The organism is Microbacterium sp. NPDC007973 (assembly GCF_042958465.1).
Taxonomy (GTDB): domain Bacteria; phylum Actinomycetota; class Actinomycetes; order Actinomycetales; family Microbacteriaceae; genus Microbacterium; species Microbacterium galbum.
The window spans coordinates 974,633-990,922 of sequence record NZ_JBIBJJ010000001.1 but is presented as its reverse complement, the minus strand read 5'-3'; the positions used below and the strand labels follow the sequence as shown (position 1 = coordinate 990,922).

15 protein-coding genes are annotated in these 16,290 nt (G+C 72.8%); 8 read left to right on the top strand and 7 right to left on the bottom strand.

Annotated elements, in window-relative coordinates; translation table 11 throughout:
• The first annotated feature begins 7 nt into the window (after positions 1-7).
• Together ACFZA2_RS04885 and ACFZA2_RS04880 are read left to right on the top strand one after the other, a co-directional pair.
• Positions 8-3,205 carry a DEAD/DEAH box helicase gene (locus ACFZA2_RS04885; RefSeq protein WP_391401318.1) on the top strand — a complete coding sequence of 1,066 codons (3,198 nt, stop codon included), beginning with the start codon at positions 8-10 and terminating at the stop codon, positions 3,203-3,205.
• 106 nt (positions 3,206-3,311) lie between these two features.
• The gene (locus ACFZA2_RS04880) at positions 3,312-4,883 is read left to right on the top strand and encodes an MFS transporter (RefSeq protein WP_391401316.1); all 1,572 of its coding nucleotides are present in this window, start codon (positions 3,312-3,314) and stop codon (positions 4,881-4,883) included.
• Positions 4,884-4,885: 2 nt separating this feature from the next.
• On the opposite strand, the gene ACFZA2_RS04875 is transcribed toward ACFZA2_RS04880, so the two are convergent.
• Positions 4,886-5,608 carry an SDR family NAD(P)-dependent oxidoreductase gene (locus tag ACFZA2_RS04875; protein WP_391401313.1) on the bottom strand — a complete coding sequence of 241 codons (723 nt, stop codon included), beginning with the start codon at positions 5,606-5,608 and terminating at the stop codon, positions 4,886-4,888.
• 288 nt (positions 5,609-5,896) lie between these two features.
• Positions 5,897-7,294 carry a DUF6421 family protein gene (locus ACFZA2_RS04870; RefSeq protein ID WP_391401310.1) on the bottom strand — a complete coding sequence of 466 codons (1,398 nt, stop codon included), beginning with the start codon at positions 7,292-7,294 and terminating at the stop codon, positions 5,897-5,899.
• 108 nt (positions 7,295-7,402) lie between these two features.
• Here ACFZA2_RS04870 and ACFZA2_RS04865 point away from each other — a divergent pair, with 108 nt between their 5' ends.
• The 3 genes from ACFZA2_RS04865 (at position 7,403) to ACFZA2_RS04855 (ending at position 9,862) form a co-directional block, all read left to right on the top strand.
• Positions 7,403-7,891: an Lrp/AsnC family transcriptional regulator gene (locus tag ACFZA2_RS04865; protein ID WP_315993674.1), complete on the top strand. Its 489-nt coding sequence runs from the start codon at positions 7,403-7,405 to the stop codon at positions 7,889-7,891.
• A gap of 86 nt (positions 7,892-7,977) precedes the next feature.
• Complete coding sequence (locus ACFZA2_RS04860; RefSeq protein WP_391401307.1) at positions 7,978-9,165, top strand: sensor histidine kinase; 1,188 nt, start codon at positions 7,978-7,980, stop codon at positions 9,163-9,165.
• A 46-nt stretch (positions 9,166-9,211) separates the two neighbouring features.
• Positions 9,212-9,862 carry a response regulator transcription factor gene (locus ACFZA2_RS04855; RefSeq protein WP_315993672.1) on the top strand — a complete coding sequence of 217 codons (651 nt, stop codon included), beginning with the start codon at positions 9,212-9,214 and terminating at the stop codon, positions 9,860-9,862.
• Positions 9,863-9,871: 9 nt separating this feature from the next.
• On the opposite strand, the gene ACFZA2_RS04850 is transcribed toward ACFZA2_RS04855, so the two are convergent.
• On the bottom strand, positions 9,872-10,381 hold the full coding sequence (locus ACFZA2_RS04850) for a GNAT family N-acetyltransferase (RefSeq protein ID WP_391401304.1): 510 nt from the start codon (positions 10,379-10,381) through the stop codon (positions 9,872-9,874).
• Positions 10,378-10,887: a hypothetical protein gene (locus tag ACFZA2_RS04845; protein WP_315993670.1), complete on the bottom strand. Its 510-nt coding sequence runs from the start codon at positions 10,885-10,887 to the stop codon at positions 10,378-10,380. The genes ACFZA2_RS04850 and ACFZA2_RS04845 overlap by 4 nt, the downstream gene beginning before the upstream one ends.
• Before the next feature lie 139 nt (positions 10,888-11,026).
• Between ACFZA2_RS04845 and ACFZA2_RS04840 the strand changes: the two genes are divergently transcribed.
• A complete protein-coding gene (locus tag ACFZA2_RS04840) occupies positions 11,027-11,647 on the top strand; it encodes a 2-phosphosulfolactate phosphatase (RefSeq protein WP_391401300.1) in 621 nt (206 codons plus the stop codon).
• A gap of 142 nt (positions 11,648-11,789) precedes the next feature.
• Here ACFZA2_RS04840 and ACFZA2_RS04835 read toward each other — a convergent pair whose 3' ends face one another.
• From ACFZA2_RS04835 to ACFZA2_RS04825, 3 genes are all read right to left on the bottom strand, one after another.
• The gene (locus ACFZA2_RS04835) at positions 11,790-12,278 is read right to left on the bottom strand and encodes a SprT-like domain-containing protein (RefSeq protein WP_315993668.1); all 489 of its coding nucleotides are present in this window, start codon (positions 12,276-12,278) and stop codon (positions 11,790-11,792) included.
• A 30-nt stretch (positions 12,279-12,308) separates the two neighbouring features.
• The gene (locus ACFZA2_RS04830) at positions 12,309-12,836 is read right to left on the bottom strand and encodes a hypothetical protein (RefSeq protein ID WP_315993667.1); all 528 of its coding nucleotides are present in this window, start codon (positions 12,834-12,836) and stop codon (positions 12,309-12,311) included.
• A 109-nt stretch (positions 12,837-12,945) separates the two neighbouring features.
• A complete protein-coding gene (locus ACFZA2_RS04825; protein WP_315993666.1) occupies positions 12,946-13,812 on the bottom strand; it encodes a fused MFS/spermidine synthase in 867 nt (288 codons plus the stop codon).
• Positions 13,813-13,853: 41 nt separating this feature from the next.
• Between ACFZA2_RS04825 and pxpA the strand changes: the two genes are divergently transcribed.
• Both pxpA and ACFZA2_RS04815 read left to right on the top strand, forming a co-directional pair.
• Complete coding sequence (gene pxpA, locus ACFZA2_RS04820) at positions 13,854-14,606, top strand: 5-oxoprolinase subunit PxpA (RefSeq protein WP_391401295.1); 753 nt, start codon at positions 13,854-13,856, stop codon at positions 14,604-14,606.
• Positions 14,600-16,198: a 5-oxoprolinase/urea amidolyase family protein gene (locus ACFZA2_RS04815; RefSeq protein WP_391401292.1), complete on the top strand. Its 1,599-nt coding sequence runs from the start codon at positions 14,600-14,602 to the stop codon at positions 16,196-16,198. Before pxpA ends, ACFZA2_RS04815 begins: the two co-directional genes overlap by 7 nt.
• Positions 16,199-16,290 lie beyond the last annotated feature (92 nt).

Sequence of the window (16,290 nt, the reverse complement as noted above, 5' to 3'; positions counted from 1 at the left end):
TGGAGGCATGCGGTTGGACCCCGAAGCACTCAGCATCGCCGGCGAGATGTTCTCGGCATCCGCGATGATGCGCGCCGACCGCCTGCTCGTCTACGGTTCGGTCGAGGTGGGCGACGCCCGATCCGTCAGCGGCGTGCTGGTCGTCACGGCGCAGTCCTTCGGGGCGTCGGGGTACGAACACCTCGAGCTCCGCGTCCCCGACGATCTGTCCCGCCTGTCGGGCTGGTGCTCGTGCGGGCGCGGCCCCGAGTGCGAGCACTCGTGCGCGGCGGCTCTCGTGCTGTTCGACCGCCTCATCTCGGCGGGGCGCCCGCCCCGCGCCGAGTGGCAGCGCTCGCTCGACGAACTGTTCGCCGCCGCCCCGGTCGTCGACGACGAGGCCCCTTTCGATCTCTGCCTGTTCCTCTCCATCCGTCGCGGCGGCGGGCGCGGGTACGGAACGGCGCTCACCCTCAGCGCGCGGCCGGGGGTCCGGGGCACCCGCGGCACGTGGATCAAGGGCCGGGCCGGCTGGTCCGCCCTCGCGGCCCTTCCAGCCGACCCGCGGGCACGCGCCGCGCTCGACAGCCTGGGGCGATTGGGGCGCTTCAGCGCCGGCGCGTACCTCTCCGACGAGTGGATGCCGCTCTCCGCGGTCCCGCCCCACTCGCTGTGGCTGCAGCTCGAAGCGGTCGTCGCCGCCGGGGTCCCGCTCGTGTCGGGTGCCGGTGTCCATCACCCGGTCCGCGTCGTCGACGAGCCCGTGACCGCGGCGGTGTCGCTCGACCGCCGCGGCTCCACCCTGCACGTGCGCGGGACGGTGGAGGGCGTCGACGTCGAGACGGCCGCCCTGCCCTCCTGGGTGGTGGGCGACCCCGCCGTGGCCGTGGCCTTCGTCGCCGACCGCGACGGCGACGACGAGCGGATCACGCTCGCGCGGCTGGCGACACCCGCGTCGGGACCGGTCCGCGGGCTGCTCGCCCGATCGAGCGCGCTCACGGTCGACGAGCGCGGATCCGAGACCTTCCTGCACGACTACCTCCCGCGGCTGCAGCTCGACGCGCCGGTGGTGTCGCCGCGGGGCACGGTCGAGGTTCCTCCGGCGCCGCGCCCCGTGCTCGAGGTGACCGTCGAGCATCTCGAGGGGTCCACGTCGCTCGCGACGCGGTGGGACCGCTCATCGACGCGGGGCCGTCGGCACGACGAGCACGAGGGCGCCGTGTGGCGCGCGGTCTCCGCCCTCGCCGAGGAACTGCGGATCGACATCCCCGCGCCCTTCACGACGGGGACCGCGCCGGCCCGCGCGATGGCGCCCGCGACGGCGGCCGTGTTCGCCAGCGAGATGCTGCCGCAGCTGAGGGCCCTCGCGTCCGTCCGCGTGGAGGTGCGCGGCGACGACCCCGATTACCGCGCGTCGGCCCAGGCTCCCGTGGTGCAGCTCAGCACCGGGCCCGACGACGGCAGCGACTGGTTCGACCTGAACGCCCGGGTCACCGTGGGCGACGTCGAGGTCGACTTCACCGCCCTCTACACCGCCCTGGCGCTCGGCGACCGGGTTCTCTTCCTGGGCGACGGGGAGTACGTCCGGCTCGACAGCCCGGAATTCGATCGCCTCCGGACCGTCATCGACGAGGCCCGTACCCTCGCCGATCGGCCGGGCAACGAGCTCGCGATCAACCGCTACAACGTGGGGTTGTGGGACGACCTGTCCGAGCTCGGCATGCTCGCCGTCCACGAAGCCGAGTGGTGGCTGCGCGTGCGCGGGCTGACCGACGAGGCGTCCCTCACCCGGATCGAGCCCCCGGCGGGCCTGCGGGCGACCCTCCGCGACTATCAGCGCTCGGGCCTCGACTGGCTCCACTTCCTGCGCACCCAGGGGCTCGGCGGCATCCTCGCCGACGACATGGGACTGGGCAAGACGGTGCAGACGATCGCGATGATGGAAGCGGCGCGTGCCGACGACCCGACGCTTCCGCCCTTCCTGATCGTCGCGCCGACGAGCGTCGTGGGCAATTGGGCGCGGGAGTGCGCGACCTTCGCGCCCGACCTCGAGGTTCGAACAATCGCCGCCACGCGGGCGCGGCGTGCGAACAGCATCGCCGAGGCCGCGGCCGGGGCGCACGTCGTCGTCACCAGCTACGCCCTGTTCCGTCTCGAGCAGGAGCAGTACGCCGAGGTCGCCTGGTCGGGACTCGTGCTCGACGAGGCGCAGCAGATCAAGAACCCGTCGTCTCGCGGATACCGGGCGGCCCGGGCCCTCGCGGTGCCCTTCACGCTCGTCATCACCGGCACGCCGATGGAGAACAACCTCCTCGAGCTGTGGGCGCTCATGTCGCTCGTGGCGCCCGGACTGCTCGGAACCCGCGAGTCCTTCACCGAGCTGTACCGCACGCCCATCGAGAAGGGCGCCGATGCCGAACGGCTCGATCTCCTGCGCCGACGCATCCGGCCGTTCCTGCTCCGGCGGACCAAAGACCTCGTCGCCGCCGAACTCCCGCCCAAGCAGGAGACCATCATCGAGGTGGCCCTTCACCCCGCGCACCGCAAGCTCTACGATCGGCGGTTCCACCGTGAGCGTCAGCGCCTGCTGGGGCTGCTCGACGACGACGCCGAGGGCAACCGGTTCGCGATCTTCCGCTCCCTCACGATGCTGCGTCAGCTGGCGCTCGACCCCGCGCTCATCGACGAGGGCGACGCGCCCTCGGCGAAGCTCGACGCGCTCGAAGACCTGCTGGTCGAGGCGGAGGCGGAGGGGCATCGCGTGCTCGTGCTGAGCCAGTTCACGCGGTTCCTTCGAGCGGCTCGCCAGCGCTGCACCGATGCGGGCCTGGCATCCGGGTATCTCGACGGCACGACGGTCGACCGGCAGGCCGAGATCGATCGGTTCCGTGACGGTGATGACCCGGCGTTCTTCGTCTCGCTCAAGGCCGGCGGGGTGGGGCTCAACCTGGTGGAGGCCGACTACGTCGTGCTGCTCGACCCGTGGTGGAATCCCGCCGTCGAGGATCAGGCGATCGACCGCGCCCACCGCATCGGGCAGACCCGACCCGTCATCGTGTACCGGTTGGTCTCCTCCGACACCGTCGAAGAGAAGGTCGTGGCCCTTCGAGAGGCGAAGTCCGAGCTCTTCTCCCGCGTGCTCGACGGAGGCGCCGACGAGGGCGGGGGCGCCTTCGCGGGCGGCCCGAGCCTCACCGCCGACGACATTCGCCGTCTGCTCGATTGACCGCACTGCCCGGTGTCACTCGGGCGCGGAGCGCAGACGCGCGATCCCGCACGCCGACATCGTCCGAGGTCTGGCCGATGTCGGAGGGCGGGTCTAGCGTGTGCTCATGTCCGCTCCGCAGCCTCCCGAAGCCCTGGTGGCCGACGCCGTCGAGGGTGGGCAGCGCACGTTCCTGGCCGTCCTGATCAACACCGCCGCCGCCAACGTCACGACGAGTTTCCTCTGGTTCGCGCTCACGTTCTGGGTCTACCTCGAGACGCGTTCGGTGCTGGCGACGGGCATCGTGGGCGGCGCCTACATGCTGCTGCTCGCGATCTTCGCGATGGTCTTCGGCTCCCTGGTGGACCGGCATCGGAAGCATCGCGTCATGGTCTTCTCCGGCGTGGTGACGCTGGGAGCCTTCCTCCTCGCGGGCGCGCTCTGGATCGCCTTCCCGGAGGCGGCGCTGCTCGATCTCGGTGGACCGTGGTTCTGGCTGTTCTCCGGGATCATCCTGGGCGGCGCGGTCATCGAGAATCTCCGCAACATCGCGCTCTCGACCACCGTCACCCTCCTCGTGCCGGTCGAGCGTCACGCGAACGCGAACGGCCTCGTCGGCACGGTCCAGGGTCTCGCGTTCGTCGTGACCAGTGTCTTCAGCGGGCTCTCGGTCGGGTTCCTCGGCATGGGGTGGACGCTGGCGATCGCCGTGGGGCTCACCATCGTGGCGCTCGTGCACCTCCTCACGATCCGCATCCCCGAACCTCGTCCGGCGGCGGGCGTCGAACGGGGTCCTCTCGTCGACCTGGGCGGAGCCGTGCGAGCGGTGCGAGCCGCACCGGGGCTGTTCGCCCTCATCGTCTTCTCGACGTTCAACAACCTCATCGGCGGCGTCTACATGGCGCTCATGGACCCCTACGGTCTCGAGCTGTTCCGCATCGAGATCGACGGCCGTGTCTACGACGCCGAAGTGTGGGGCGTCGTCCTCGCGGTGACCGCGACCGGATTCATCATCGGCGGAGGACTCGTCGCGAAGTTCGGACTCGGCAAGAACCCGATCCGCACCATGCTGTGGATCGTCATCGCCATGGGCGCGCTCGGAGCGGTGTTCACGCTCCGCGACTGGTGGTGGCTCTACGCGATCGGCATCTGGGTGTACATGGCGCTGATCCCTCCCGTCGAGGCGGCGGAGCAGACCGTCATCCAGAAGGTCGTGCCGTTCACCACCCAGGGCCGTGTCTTCGGCTTCGCCGCGGCATTCGAGTCGGCGGCCGCCCCGATCACCTCGTTCCTCATCGCCCCGATCGCCCAGTTCGTGGTCATCCCCTACATGGAAGGAGCGGACGGACGCGCCACGTGGGGATGGCTGCTCGGCGACGGACAGTCGCGCGGCATCGCGCTCGTCTTCGTGATGGCGGGTCTCGTCATGGTCGTGGTCGGCGTACTCGCCTTCTTCACGCGGTCGTATCGCGTCCTGTCGGCGCAGTACCGATCGGCCGCTGTCACCGGCGATGTCGATGCCGCGCCCGCCGCATCCGATGACGGGGATGCCGTCGGCGCCGGGGCCGTCCCTGTCACGGCGTCTGCGGCGGCGGCGGTTCCCGATGGGTCGCGCCGTGACGATGCCGCGACACCCGGCGCCTCAGACCGAGAGTCGACGGAACGCGGGGCCGCGCGCGATCCCGATCCCGGAGGCTGACCTCAGGCGCCCGCCCCGACCTCGATCACGACATCGTTGAACGCGTCCGCCGTGTCGTCCCACAGGGCGACGAAGGCGGCGGCCAGGGCCTCCTCGAGACCGTTCAGGCTCTTCACGCGGAAGATGACGGCCGCCGCGGAGATCGCGCGTTCTGCGTCGCGGGCGTTCTTCGCGAATCCCTGGGCGACCGCACGCGTCCACGCCTCGCTCGCCGCCTTGACGGCCGCGTAGTTCGCGCCGCCGGCGAGAGGGCGGGCGACCGAGGTCGACGACACGATGGCGAGACGGCCGGCGGGCGAGGCCCGCAGATCCTCGTCGAAGGCGCGGCTGACGGCCCGGAGCGCCGTGAGCGAGCGGAGCAGGAACGCGAACTCCTCGTCACTCTGACCGGCCAGCCCGCCACCGCCACGCCATCCCCCGACGAGGTGGAGGACGCCGTCCACATCGCCGTGCGCGGCGTGCACGCGATCGCGCAGCGCGGACACGGCATCCGCGTCGGTGAGGTCGCACAGCTCCGCGTGGGCACCGGGCGCGTCCGCCGCGGCCTCGGCCAGACGCGTCGCGTCGGAGCCCACGATCACCACCCGCGCGCCCGCCTCGAGCAGCGCGCGCGCCGCGGCGCGGCCCACCGCGCTCGTCCCGCCCGCGAGGAGGACGAGGCGCCCCCGCACCAGCTCCTGCGCCTGCTCCGGCGGCGGCGTCTCCGTCTGGCTCACGTCGCTCATGCGTCCTCCGTCATGCTCGGCCGGTCACGTTCCCTCGAGTGTGCTCGTCGCGAGCCGCGCGCGCGAGTGCCCCGCGGCTCGTGCCCGGGGCCGCGACCCCGTCGAGCGTCCAAGACACGCCGCTCCGCGCGGCCCGACACGGCGTGTCCTGGACACTCGAACGCTCTTGAGCGTGGACGCGGCGCCGCTGCGCGCCCGCAGCGGCCCGGGGCCCTGGCGCGGCGCCCCGACTCGGGCCGAGGCCCCGGAGCTGAGCTGCGCACCCGGAGCCGGGCCGGGGGCCCGGCGTCAGTCCGTCCCGCGGATCCCCTCCGTGGAGGCGATCACCGGGCGCATCTTCTTCTCCAGCGCCTCGAAGAACATCGACAGGGGGAACTCGTCGTCGAGCACCGCGTCGGTGTACCCCTTGGGCAGGCCCGCGAGCACGTCGTCGGGGAGGCCTCGCGCCCATACCGAGGCGGGGTGCGGGGTCACGACGGCGCGCACGAGGTCGTACGCGGCGAGCCAGTGCGCCGTCTTCGGTCGGTCGATCGAGCGCCAGTAGAGCTCGTCGATCGCGTCGGCCAGGGCCACGACGGCGGCCGGCACCTCGTCCCAGTCGAACGCGAGCGACGTGTCGGTCCAGTGCAGCACGCGGCGCTGGTGGAGCCATGCGAAGAGCAGCTGCCCGCCCAGTCCGTCGTAGTTGCGCACGCGCGACCCGGTGATGGCGAAGCGGAAGATGCGATCGAAGATGACGGCGTACTGCACGAGCTCGGCGTGCTCGAGCATCGCGCGCTCCGCCTCGTCGAGGTCATCGCGCGCCGAGAGGCGGGCCTGCAGCGACACGCACTCGCGGAAGGCGGTGAGGTCGCAGCGCAGTTCCTCCAGCGAGTAGAGGAAGAACGGCATCCGCTGCTTGATCATGAACGGGTCGAAGGGCAGGTCGCCGCGCATGTGCGTGCGGTCGTGGATGATGTCCCACATCACGAACGTCTGCTCGGTCAGCGCCTGGTCGTCGAGCATGCGCGCGGCGGCCTCGGGCAGGTCGAGCTTCGTGATCTCCGCGGCGGCGCGCGTCACCCGGCGGTACCGCGCAGCCTCGCGGTCCTGGAAGATCGCGCCCCAGGTGAAGGTCGGGATCTCGCGCATCGCGACCGTCTCGGGGAAGAGCACGGCGGAGTTCGTGTCGTAGCCCGCGGTGAAGTCGATGAGGCGCAGCGAGACGAACAGGCGGTTGGTGTACTCCGTCTCCAGGCGGGCGATGAACTCGGGCCAGATCGCCTCGACCAGCACCGCCTCGACGTGACGCGAGCTCGAGCCGTTCTGCGTGTACATGGGGAACACGACGAGGTGACGGATGCCGTCGACCCGGTGCTCCTGGGGCTGGAACGCCACGAGGGAGTCGAGGAAGTCGGGCGTCCCGAGCCCCTCGGCCTTCCACCGACGGAAGTCGGCGACGGATGCCGAGAGATAAGCGGCGTCGTGCGGGAACAGCGGCGCGAGGGCGTCGATCGCTTCGACGACGTCGTCGATGAGGGGCCCCGCCGCGGCGGTGTCGTCGATCGAGCCGTCCTTCGCCTGCAGCGTCTGCAGTGCGGACGCTGCGGCCTTGAGTCGGGTCCAGGCGGGGGTGTGCTCGACCGCGTCGACGGTGCGACCGCCGAGCAGATCCTGGTCAGCACGGATGGGTGTCGCGGTGGTCATGGCATCCTCCGATCGAGACTGTAAATATTCCTGCTAAAGCGTCATGCTAACGGAAAACTTACGGCACGCACCAGGGTGCCGTTCGGGTGCACTGCTACTGTCGAGCGCATGACCGAGGTCCCCGCGCGCGCCCCCCGCCTCGACGACGCGGTGGACGCGGCGATCGTCCGCGAGATCTCGATCGATGCTCGGGCGACGCTCTCGCACCTGTCCGAGCGCGTCGGCCTCTCGGTCTCCGCCGTGCAGTCGCGTCTGCGCCGCCTCGAGGCCCGGGGCATCGTGCAGGGGTATCGTCCGATCCTCGACGCCGAGGCCCTGGGTCGTCCGCTCGCGGCCTTCGTCGAGATCACCCCGCTCGACCCCGCCCAGCCCGACAACGCCCCCGAGCTGCTCGCTCACCTGAGCGCGATCGAGGCCTGCCACTCGATCGCGGGCGAGGCGGCGTACATGCTCTTCGTGCGGGTCCCGACACCGCGCGATCTCGAGGCGCTGATCCGCGACATCCGCGCCGCCGCACAGGTCAACACGCGCACGACCGTCGTGCTGCAGACCTTCTTCGAAGCGCGCCCGATCGAGCCCGCCGACTTCCCCGGCTGACGCCGCCCCGGTGTCCTCCTTCCGAGGCTCCCGGATACATCCCCAGGCGGATGCCGCGCCCGGCGTCGCCGCGTAGCGTGAGGACGATGCTCACCCTCCGCCCGCTGCAGCGCTATCAACTGGTCACCGACCTCGGTGTCGCCGGTGTCTTCGGGCTGCTCGCCCTTGCGGTCGAGCTGGCGGGCACCACGAGCGGGGCGCTGGCCCCTCTCGCCGTCGTCGGGGAGAACGTCGGCGCGGTCCTCGTCGCCCTCGCCCTCACCGCTGCGCTGGCGATGCGCCGCCTGCAGCCCGGACTCGCCCTCGTGCTGGCCTGGGTGGGGGCGTTCCTGCAGATGGGCTTCGGACGTCAGCCGTCGCCCACCGACCTCGCCATCTTCGCCGTGCTCTACACGACCGCCGCCTACGGCAGCAGGCGGGTCTTCTGGTGGGGGTTCGCCTCGGGCATCGCGGGGGCGGCGATCGTCCCCCTCTACCTCGTGGGTCGGGGCTTGTCGGCGCCGCTCACGATCAACGACTGGTTCGCCGTGGGCGCCCTGCTGCTGGCATCCGGGTTCGCGCTCATGCTCGCGTGGGTGTCGGGCGCCCTGGTGCGCACGGCCATGCGCGCCGCAGCGAACAGCCGGGCGCAGCGCGCCGCCGAGGCCGAGACGATCGCCGAGCAGCAGCGCGTGCGCATCGCCCGCGACATGCACGACGTGGTCGCGCACTCGCTCGCGGTGGTCATCGCGCAGGCCGACGGCGCACGGTACGCGGCCGCGGCCGATCCCGCGGCGGCCTCCGACGCGCTCGCGACGATCTCGTCGACCGCGCGGGCGGCCCTCACCGACGTGCGTGTGCTCCTCAGTCAGCTGCGCCACAGCCAGGGAGAGGGCCCCCAGCCGACTCTCGCCGACCTCGATCAGCTCTTCGACCGGGTGCGTGCGGCGGGTGTCGAGCTCGATGTCCGTGTCGACCCGGTCCCGCCCGGCGAACCGCCCGCCGCGATCCAGCTGGCGGTCTTCCGCATCATGCAGGAGGCCCTCACCAACGCGCTCCGCCACGGTGTCGATCCCCGCGTGCGCGTCCGTCTCGGGTGGTTCGCCGACCGCGTCGAGCTGTCGGTCCGCAACGCCCGCTCCACGTCTGCCGCCGTCGGCGTGCCCGCTGCCGGCGGCCACGGGCTCATCGGGATGCGCGAGCGCGCACAGCTCGTCGGCGGTCGACTGACGGCCGAGCCCGAGTACGGCGAATTCGTCGTCCAGGCCACTCTTCCGATCGGCTCCCCGCAGTGAGCGGACGGATGCCGAGAACCCATCCCCGCACGAGAGGCTCCCTCGCATGACCGCCCCCGTCCGCATCGTCCTCGTCGACGATCAGGCCCTGTTCCGCGCCGGCATCCGCATGGTGATCGACTCGCAACCCGACCTCGAGGTCGTGGGAGAAGCCTCCGACGGACGGGAGGGGATCGAGGTCGTGCGGGCGACGCGCCCCGACCTCGTGCTGATGGACGTGCGCATGCCCGTGATGGACGGCCTGACGGCGACGGCCGAGATCCTGCGCGAGCCCGACGCACCCCGCGTGGTCGTGCTCACGACGTTCGATCTCGACGAGGCGGCCGCTCGGGCGATCCAGCGCGGCGCGAGCGGATTCCTGCTGAAAGACGCCGAGCCGGAGTTCCTGCTCTCGGCGGTGCGGACCGTGCACGCCGGCTCTGCCGTCATCGCGGCGGAGGCCACCCGTGAACTCTTCGCCCACATCGCCGACGGCGCCGGTGCCGAGCCGGTCCCCGAGGCCTTCGGCGCGTTGACCGAGCGCGAGCAGGAGATCTTCGCGCTCGCCGCCACGGGGCTCAGCAACGCCGAGATCGCCGAGCGCGAATTTCTGTCGGAGGCGACCGTGAAGACCCACATCAGCCGCATCCTGACCAAGCTCGCGGTGCGCGACCGCGTGCAGCTCGTGGTGTTCGCCTACCGGCACGGGCTCGTCTGAGGCCGGCTCTCACCTCGTCAGGCGCAGCTCCGTCAGCGACCCGCCCCATCGCTCGTCGGCCCGGGCGGCACCGTCGGGCGCGAAGCCGTGCTTGGCGTAGAACGCGAGGGCGCGCTCGTTGTCCGACAGCACCCAAAGACTGGCGGCGCCGGTCCCGACGGCTGCCTGCAGCAGCGACGCCCCCGCGCCCGTGCCGTAATGGCTCGCGAGCACGTACAGGGCGTACAGCTCCGACTCCGACCGCGGGCGATCGGCGTCGCGCGTCGGCCCGCCCGAGGCGAATCCGATCACGCGGTCGTCGACGACGGCCACCCAGGCATCCCCGAGGCGCTCGGCTCCCGGAGGTGTCTCCCCGCGCAGCCGCGCCGCCCACCGCCATTCCGAGAGCTCGACGTCCAGCTGTTCGACGAGCGCGCCGGGCACTTGCGCAGTGCGTGCCTCGCACCAGCTCTGCACGTGCACGTGGGCGATGCACCGGCTGTCGCCGGGCGTCGCCGCGCGCACGTGCACGTCGCTCATCCCTCGGCGTTCGGCTCGTCTTCGGGGTCGTGCGCCCAGGTCGGGGCGAGTGCTCGGATCCGGGCGGCGCGCCACTGCCACGTCGCCCACAGCCCGGGCCACAGCGCGGGGGCCGTCGCGCCGCCGATGGTGAGGCGCTCGCGCCACAGGGTCTTCCCCGGCTCACCGGGGGCGGCGGAGACCGCCATCTGGTGATCCCACACGTCGAGGGTCGAGAGCGGTCCGGTCAACGGAACGCCCCAGTCGCGGAACACGCGGACGCGACCGTGCGCGTCGCTGGTCTCCCGATCCGCGACCGAGATGAGCTGGCGCCCGACGGGTACGACACCGGCCACGCTCATCTGCACGGGCACGTCGTCACCGGATTCGAAGGTGGGGGGCATCTGGGTCAGCCCGTCGACGGTGAGAAGGGGTCCGTACAGCTCCGCGACCGCGCGCGGGGAGTGCAGGGCGCGCCACGCGGCGTCGGGGTCGCAGTCGATCACGAACTTCAGCAGGATCCGCATGCTCAGATGGTGCCCGATCCGCCTGGGGGCGAGCGATGGGTTGACGGCCGCGCCGTGACGATCCGCCCCCCGCCGCGGCATCCGTCATCAGCGGAGAGGACCGGCGGGCACGACGTCCCCGTCGTTCTAGCATCGAAGGATGCCGATCGACCCCGCCCTGTCGCAGTCCGACTACCAGGTGCGCCTGGAGTGGGGCCTCGGTGGGCTCCGCCGTCTCGCCCCCGCGCACGTCGTGCTGATCGTGCAGCCGCTCGGCCTGACCGCCCACGCCCTCGCCGCCGTCGAGAACTCCGCCGGCCTCGACGTGTCGGCGGACGACGACGAGGCGGCCGTTCTCGCCCGGGCGGCGCACGAGACGGGCGCCCACGTGGTCGCGGCAGGTCTGCGCAACGCGGCGGCGGTGGCGGCGCACGTGCTCGAGGTGCAGCGCTCCCGCGGCGAGCGCACCAGCATCTCGATCCTCGCGGCCGGGGTGACCGACGACCAGGGCGTGCGCTTCGCCGTCGAGGACCTGCTCGGTGCGGGCGCCGTGATCGCCGCCCTCGGCGACCTCGGCATCGACCACGCCTCGCCCGACGCCGCCGTCGCCGGCGAGGGTTTCCGTGCCCTGGGCGGGGCGGTGCGCCACCTGCTCACGGCGAGCGGCGGGGGACGCGCGCTCGCCGCCGACGGGGGTCGCGACGCCGTGCTCGCCGCGGCCGCGCGCGACGCGGTATCCGTGGTCCCGGTGCTGCGCGACGGGGTCTTCGTCGGCGCGTGAGCCCCGAGGCCCGGGCGTCAGCCCGCGAACGGCGGTCGAGGCCGAAGTGTTGTCAGCGCGGGCCGGGACGGATGACGCGACGACGTCATCGGGCCCGCGCCTCGCGGACGGCCGCGAGCCCGGCGACACCGGCCGCGGGCCATCACCGCGGAGTGGCGGCAGCGCGACGTTCGGCGCGCGTGATGTCGCGGTGCACCCACGACAGCGCGAAGCGCGGGTCGAACGACGGAGCGCATTTCGCGCAGGACGTCGGCCGCGTCGCGCGTCGGTGACGATAGGCGACGTGCCCGGCGGGGCAGGTGCCCACCCACGGGGCGAGCTCGTTCGCCGTCTCGCCCGCATGGGTCGTGCCGCCGACGTAGCCGAGCTCGAGCGCCGTGCGCTTCCAGCGCGGCCCGTGGCCGGCCGAGGGCCCCGCGAGCGCGTGCGCGACCTCGTGCAGGAGCGTCTGATGGTTGGTGTCGTCGTCGTATCGGGCGGCCAGATACCGCGAGACGCTGATGCGCTTGCGGCTGTAGTCGCACAGCCCCGCGCGTCGCTTGGCGTTGTCGAATGCGAACGTCCACGACGCGTCGAGGTGCAGGGTGATCAGCGCCTCGGCCCACGTGCGTACGCGCTGCAGATCGGACATGACCGGAAGATTAGGCGTGGCCTACGACATTCAGCTCGCGACGACCTCGCGCGTGCGTCGACGGTCGGCTGCGTCGATCGCCAGCAGCGTGGACTCGAGCTGCGCGTCGGTGGCGCCGGCGTTCTGACGGAGGAAGAGCGCCTGCTTGAAGTCGCGACGGGCGCCCTCGTAGTCGCCCTCGTCGTAGTGCACCTTGCCGCGGTGCTGCAGCGCGAAGGCGGCGATGCTCGCCCAGCCCTGTCCCTCAGCCTCTTCGGCGCACATGGTGAGCTCCTGCTCGGCGGCGGCGTAGGCGCCCCGGCACTGCATGATCGTGGCGTGCAGGATGCGCGCGCGCAGCAGATCGCGGCGGGTTCCGGCCATGCGGGCCACGCGCACGGACTGCTCCGAGACGGCCAGGGCCTCGTCGAACCGGTCGAGCACCTTCAGCAGCCACACCCGCTCGAGGAGGGCGTGCAGACTGCGCTGCGACCCGATCTCGTCGAGACGCTCCTGGCACTCGCGGGAGTCGGTGATCTCACGCAACGTGTCGGGGTCGTACCCGTGGATGTAGCTCACCGTCGCTCCTCTCGGTCGGGCAGGAGTTCCAGTCTGCGCCGACCTCGTGCCGACACCGCACGCGCCACGCGGTCGAGGGGCGAAAGCCCCTCCTCGACATCCGGCGACGTCAGCGTTCGAAGATGGATGCCGAGGGCTTCGGCGACGGCGTCGCATCGGCATCCGTGGCGGGACGCGACCCGCGCATGAACTCGACGATCTCGCCGCCCTGGGCCACCTTCGCGGGGTGGGGTCCCGCCGCCATCAGGCGCGGCAGCCACTCGACGGGGAGGGGCGCAGCGGAGGCGGCGACCACGAGGTTGCCGAACCGGCGTCCCTTGAGCACCTGCACCTCGGCGAGCACGATGACCTCGGGGAGGACCTCGCGGATGGTCGCGACCTGCCGACGGGCGAAGGCCAAGCCGGGTCCGTCCGAGACGTTGACCAGGAGGACACCGTCGGGTGCCAGGAGACGGGATGCCGCGCGGTAGAACTCCACCGTGGTGAGGTGGGCCGGGGTCTGTGCACCCGAGTACACGTCGCTGACGAGCAGGTCGACGGCCCCGTCCAGGCCCGCGGGCAGCCGGCCGAGTCCCTCTCGCGCGTCGCCGATGCGCACGCGCACCGAGGCGCCGCGAGGAAGGGGCAGGTTCTCGCGCACGAGGTCCCACAGCGCGGGCTCGAGTTCGATCACCTGCTGTCGCGACCCCGGCCGCGTGGCCTCCACGTAGCGGGGGAGCGTGAGGGCACCCGCGCCCAGGTGCACGGCGGTGAGGGGCTGGCCCGGCATCCGGAGCCGGTCGATGACGGCGCCCATCCGCGCGACGTACTCGAAGTGCAGGTGCGTCGGGTCGTCGAGGTCGACGTGCGACTGCGGGGTGCCGTCGACGACGAGCTCCCAGCCCGAGACGAACCCCGAAGGAGAGACGCGCGCGAGCGACCCGTCCGACAGTCGAGCCGTCGGGGCGTCGTCGGGTTCGATGCGCATGCGGGCCATGCGTTCACGCTACCGGCCCGCCCCGCCGCTACCGTGGCAGCATGCAGGTGGACCTCAACGCCGACCTCGGCGAGACGGTCGACGGGATGCCGACCGCCGACGACGAGGCGATGTTCGCCGTCGTGTCGAGCGCCAACGTCGCCTGCGGCGCGCACGCGGGCGACGTCGCCTCGATGCGGGCCTCGGTCGAGCGGGCCCGCCGCTTCGGCGTCGCCGTCGGAGCGCACCCCTCGTACGACGACCGCGACAACTTCGGCCGCGTGCGCCGTGACCCCGCCCCCGCCGACCTCCGCGCGAGCATCGCGGCGCAGCTCGACGCGCTCGCCGCGGCGGGTGCCGAACTGCGCTACGTCAAACCCCACGGCGCGCTGTACCACGCGATGATCGACGACGCGGGGCAGGCGGCCGCGGTCGTCGCCGCCGTCGCCGACCACTCCGCCCGCCTCGGTCGGCCCCTGCCCGTGCTCGGTCTGTCGGGGGCGATCGCCGAGGCAGCGGCATCCGCGGGACTTCCTTTCGTGCGCGAGGCCTTCCTCGACCGCGGCTACACCCGCGACGGTGCGCTCGTCCCGCGCGGAACCCCGGGAGCCCTGCTCGACGACCCCGCCCGGGTGGCGCAGCGCGCGCTGCGGCTCGTGCGCGAGGGAGTGGTCGACGCCGTCGACGGCACCTCCCTCCCGGTCGACGCGGCCTCCCTCTGCCTGCACGGCGACAGCCCCGCCGCGGTCGAGATGGCGCGGGCGGTGCGCATCGCTCTCGACGACGCCGGTGTCTCGGTGCGCGCTCCGTGGTGACGCCCTCGGGGGATGCCGATCGCGCGGCATCCGTCACCCTGCGGCCCATGGGGGAGCGGGCCGTGCTGGCCGAGGTCGCCGACCTCGCCGGTGTCGTGGCCCTGCACGCGGCCCTCGCCGTCGCGCCGCCCGCGGGCGTGGAGGAGCTGGTCCCGGCCGCGCGCACCGTCCTCGTCGTGTTCGACCCGCGCCGCATGGGTCGCGCGGCGGTCGAGGAGTGGATCCGCCACGCCGCCCTCTCGCCCGCCGGAGCCGTGCCGCCCGGCCCTCTCGTCGAGGTGCCGGTGCGCTACGACGGAGCCGATCTCGACGAGACCGCCGCGCTGCTGGGCATCCCCGCGGGCGATCTCGTGGCCCGGCACGCGGGGGTGGAATGGACGGTGGCCTTCACGGGCTTCGCCCCGGGCTTCGCCTACCTCGTCAGTGCCGACTGGCCCTTCGACGTTCCGCGCCTGGCGCAGCCGCGCACCCGCGTGCCGGCCGGGGCCGTGGGGATCGCGAGCGCCTTCAGCGGGGCTTATCCGCGCGAGACCCCGGGAGGCTGGCGGCTGATCGGTTCGACCGACGCGGTGCTCTTCGACCCGGATGCCGCCACCCCGGTGCTGCTGCCCCCGCGAGCGCGCGTGCGCTTCGTCCCGGAGCGCGAGCGCGTCGCCGCCGGACCCCTCGCCACGCCGCCGCCCCCGGAGGCATCGCCGGGCTCAGCCCCCTCCCTAGCTGTCGCGACCGCTGACGCCCGCCCCGCCCTCCGCGTCCTCCACCCCGGCGCGTTCACCACCGTGCAGGACCTCGGCCGCGCCGGTCGCGCCGCCCTCGGCGTCGCGCGCTCGGGGGCGCTCGATCGGCGGGCGCTGCGCGTGGCCAACCGCCTGGTCGGCAACGACGAGGCGGCCGCCGGTCTCGAGATCGCCCTCGGCGGCTTCGTCGCCCGCGCCGAGCGCGACGCGTGGGTGTGCGTGACCGGAGCCCTGGTCGACGTCGTCGTCGACGGCCGCGCGGTCGACGCCTACGCGCCCCAGTTCGTTCTCGCCGGGGCCGAGGTGCGCCTCGGGTCCGCTCGTGCGGGGCTGCGGGCCTACCTCGCCGTCCGCGGGGGGATCGCCGCCCCGGCCGCTCTGGGCTCGCGAGCGCGCGACGTGCTGGCGGGGCTCGGCCCCGCTCCCGTGCGCGCGGGCGATGTGCTGCATGCCGGGTCCGCGGCATCCGCCGTTCCCGTGGTCGACGCCTTCCCCTGGACGGTCCCGCCCTCGCTGCACGAGGTCGCCGTCGCGGAGGGTCCCCGTGCCGAATGGTTCGCGGCCGACGCGTGGGCGACGCTTCTCGACACCCCCTGGAGCGTCTCGAGCGACGTGGATCGCGTCGGCGTCCGTCTCGACGGCCCCGCCCTCGACCGCGGTCGACACGACGAGTTGCCCAGCGAGGGGATGCGCCCGGGGGCGATCCAGGTGCCTCCGCACGGCCGCCCCGTCGTCCTGCTGGCCGACGGTCCCGTCACCGGCGGTTATCCCGTGATCGGCGTGGTGACGGATGCCGCGCTCGACACGCTGGCGCAGGTGAGACCGGGCGATCGCGTGCGGTTCCGGCGCGCCTGAGGGCGGGCCCGAGAGGGAATGGACGACGGGCGCACGCGGTTATACCGCAGGTCCGCAGACGCGTCAAGAATTGGACTGGACACGGCGAGTCC

What these genes read in the sequence shown, in the direction of transcription:
- ACFZA2_RS04875 (WP_391401313.1), bottom strand. Translation starts at nt 5,608, where the DNA reads ATGAGCGACGTGAGCCAGACGGAGACGCCGCCGCCGGAGCAGGCGCAG.
- ACFZA2_RS04855 (WP_315993672.1), top strand. Translation starts at nt 9,212, where the DNA reads ATGACCGCCCCCGTCCGCATCGTCCTCGTCGACGATCAGGCCCTGTTC.
- ACFZA2_RS04885 (WP_391401318.1), top strand. Translation starts at nt 8, where the DNA reads ATGCGGTTGGACCCCGAAGCACTCAGCATCGCCGGCGAGATGTTCTCG.
- pxpA (WP_391401295.1), top strand. Translation starts at nt 13,854, where the DNA reads ATGCAGGTGGACCTCAACGCCGACCTCGGCGAGACGGTCGACGGGATG.
- ACFZA2_RS04840 (WP_391401300.1), top strand. Translation starts at nt 11,027, where the DNA reads ATGCCGATCGACCCCGCCCTGTCGCAGTCCGACTACCAGGTGCGCCTG.
- ACFZA2_RS04845 (WP_315993670.1), bottom strand. Translation starts at nt 10,887, where the DNA reads ATGCGGATCCTGCTGAAGTTCGTGATCGACTGCGACCCCGACGCCGCG.
- ACFZA2_RS04880 (WP_391401316.1), top strand. Translation starts at nt 3,312, where the DNA reads ATGTCCGCTCCGCAGCCTCCCGAAGCCCTGGTGGCCGACGCCGTCGAG.
- ACFZA2_RS04850 (WP_391401304.1), bottom strand. Translation starts at nt 10,381, where the DNA reads ATGAGCGACGTGCACGTGCGCGCGGCGACGCCCGGCGACAGCCGGTGC.
- ACFZA2_RS04835 (WP_315993668.1), bottom strand. Translation starts at nt 12,278, where the DNA reads ATGTCCGATCTGCAGCGCGTACGCACGTGGGCCGAGGCGCTGATCACC.
- ACFZA2_RS04860 (WP_391401307.1), top strand. Translation starts at nt 7,978, where the DNA reads ATGCTCACCCTCCGCCCGCTGCAGCGCTATCAACTGGTCACCGACCTC.
- ACFZA2_RS04825 (WP_315993666.1), bottom strand. Translation starts at nt 13,812, where the DNA reads ATGGCCCGCATGCGCATCGAACCCGACGACGCCCCGACGGCTCGACTG.
- ACFZA2_RS04865 (WP_315993674.1), top strand. Translation starts at nt 7,403, where the DNA reads ATGACCGAGGTCCCCGCGCGCGCCCCCCGCCTCGACGACGCGGTGGAC.
- ACFZA2_RS04870 (WP_391401310.1), bottom strand. Translation starts at nt 7,294, where the DNA reads ATGACCACCGCGACACCCATCCGTGCTGACCAGGATCTGCTCGGCGGT.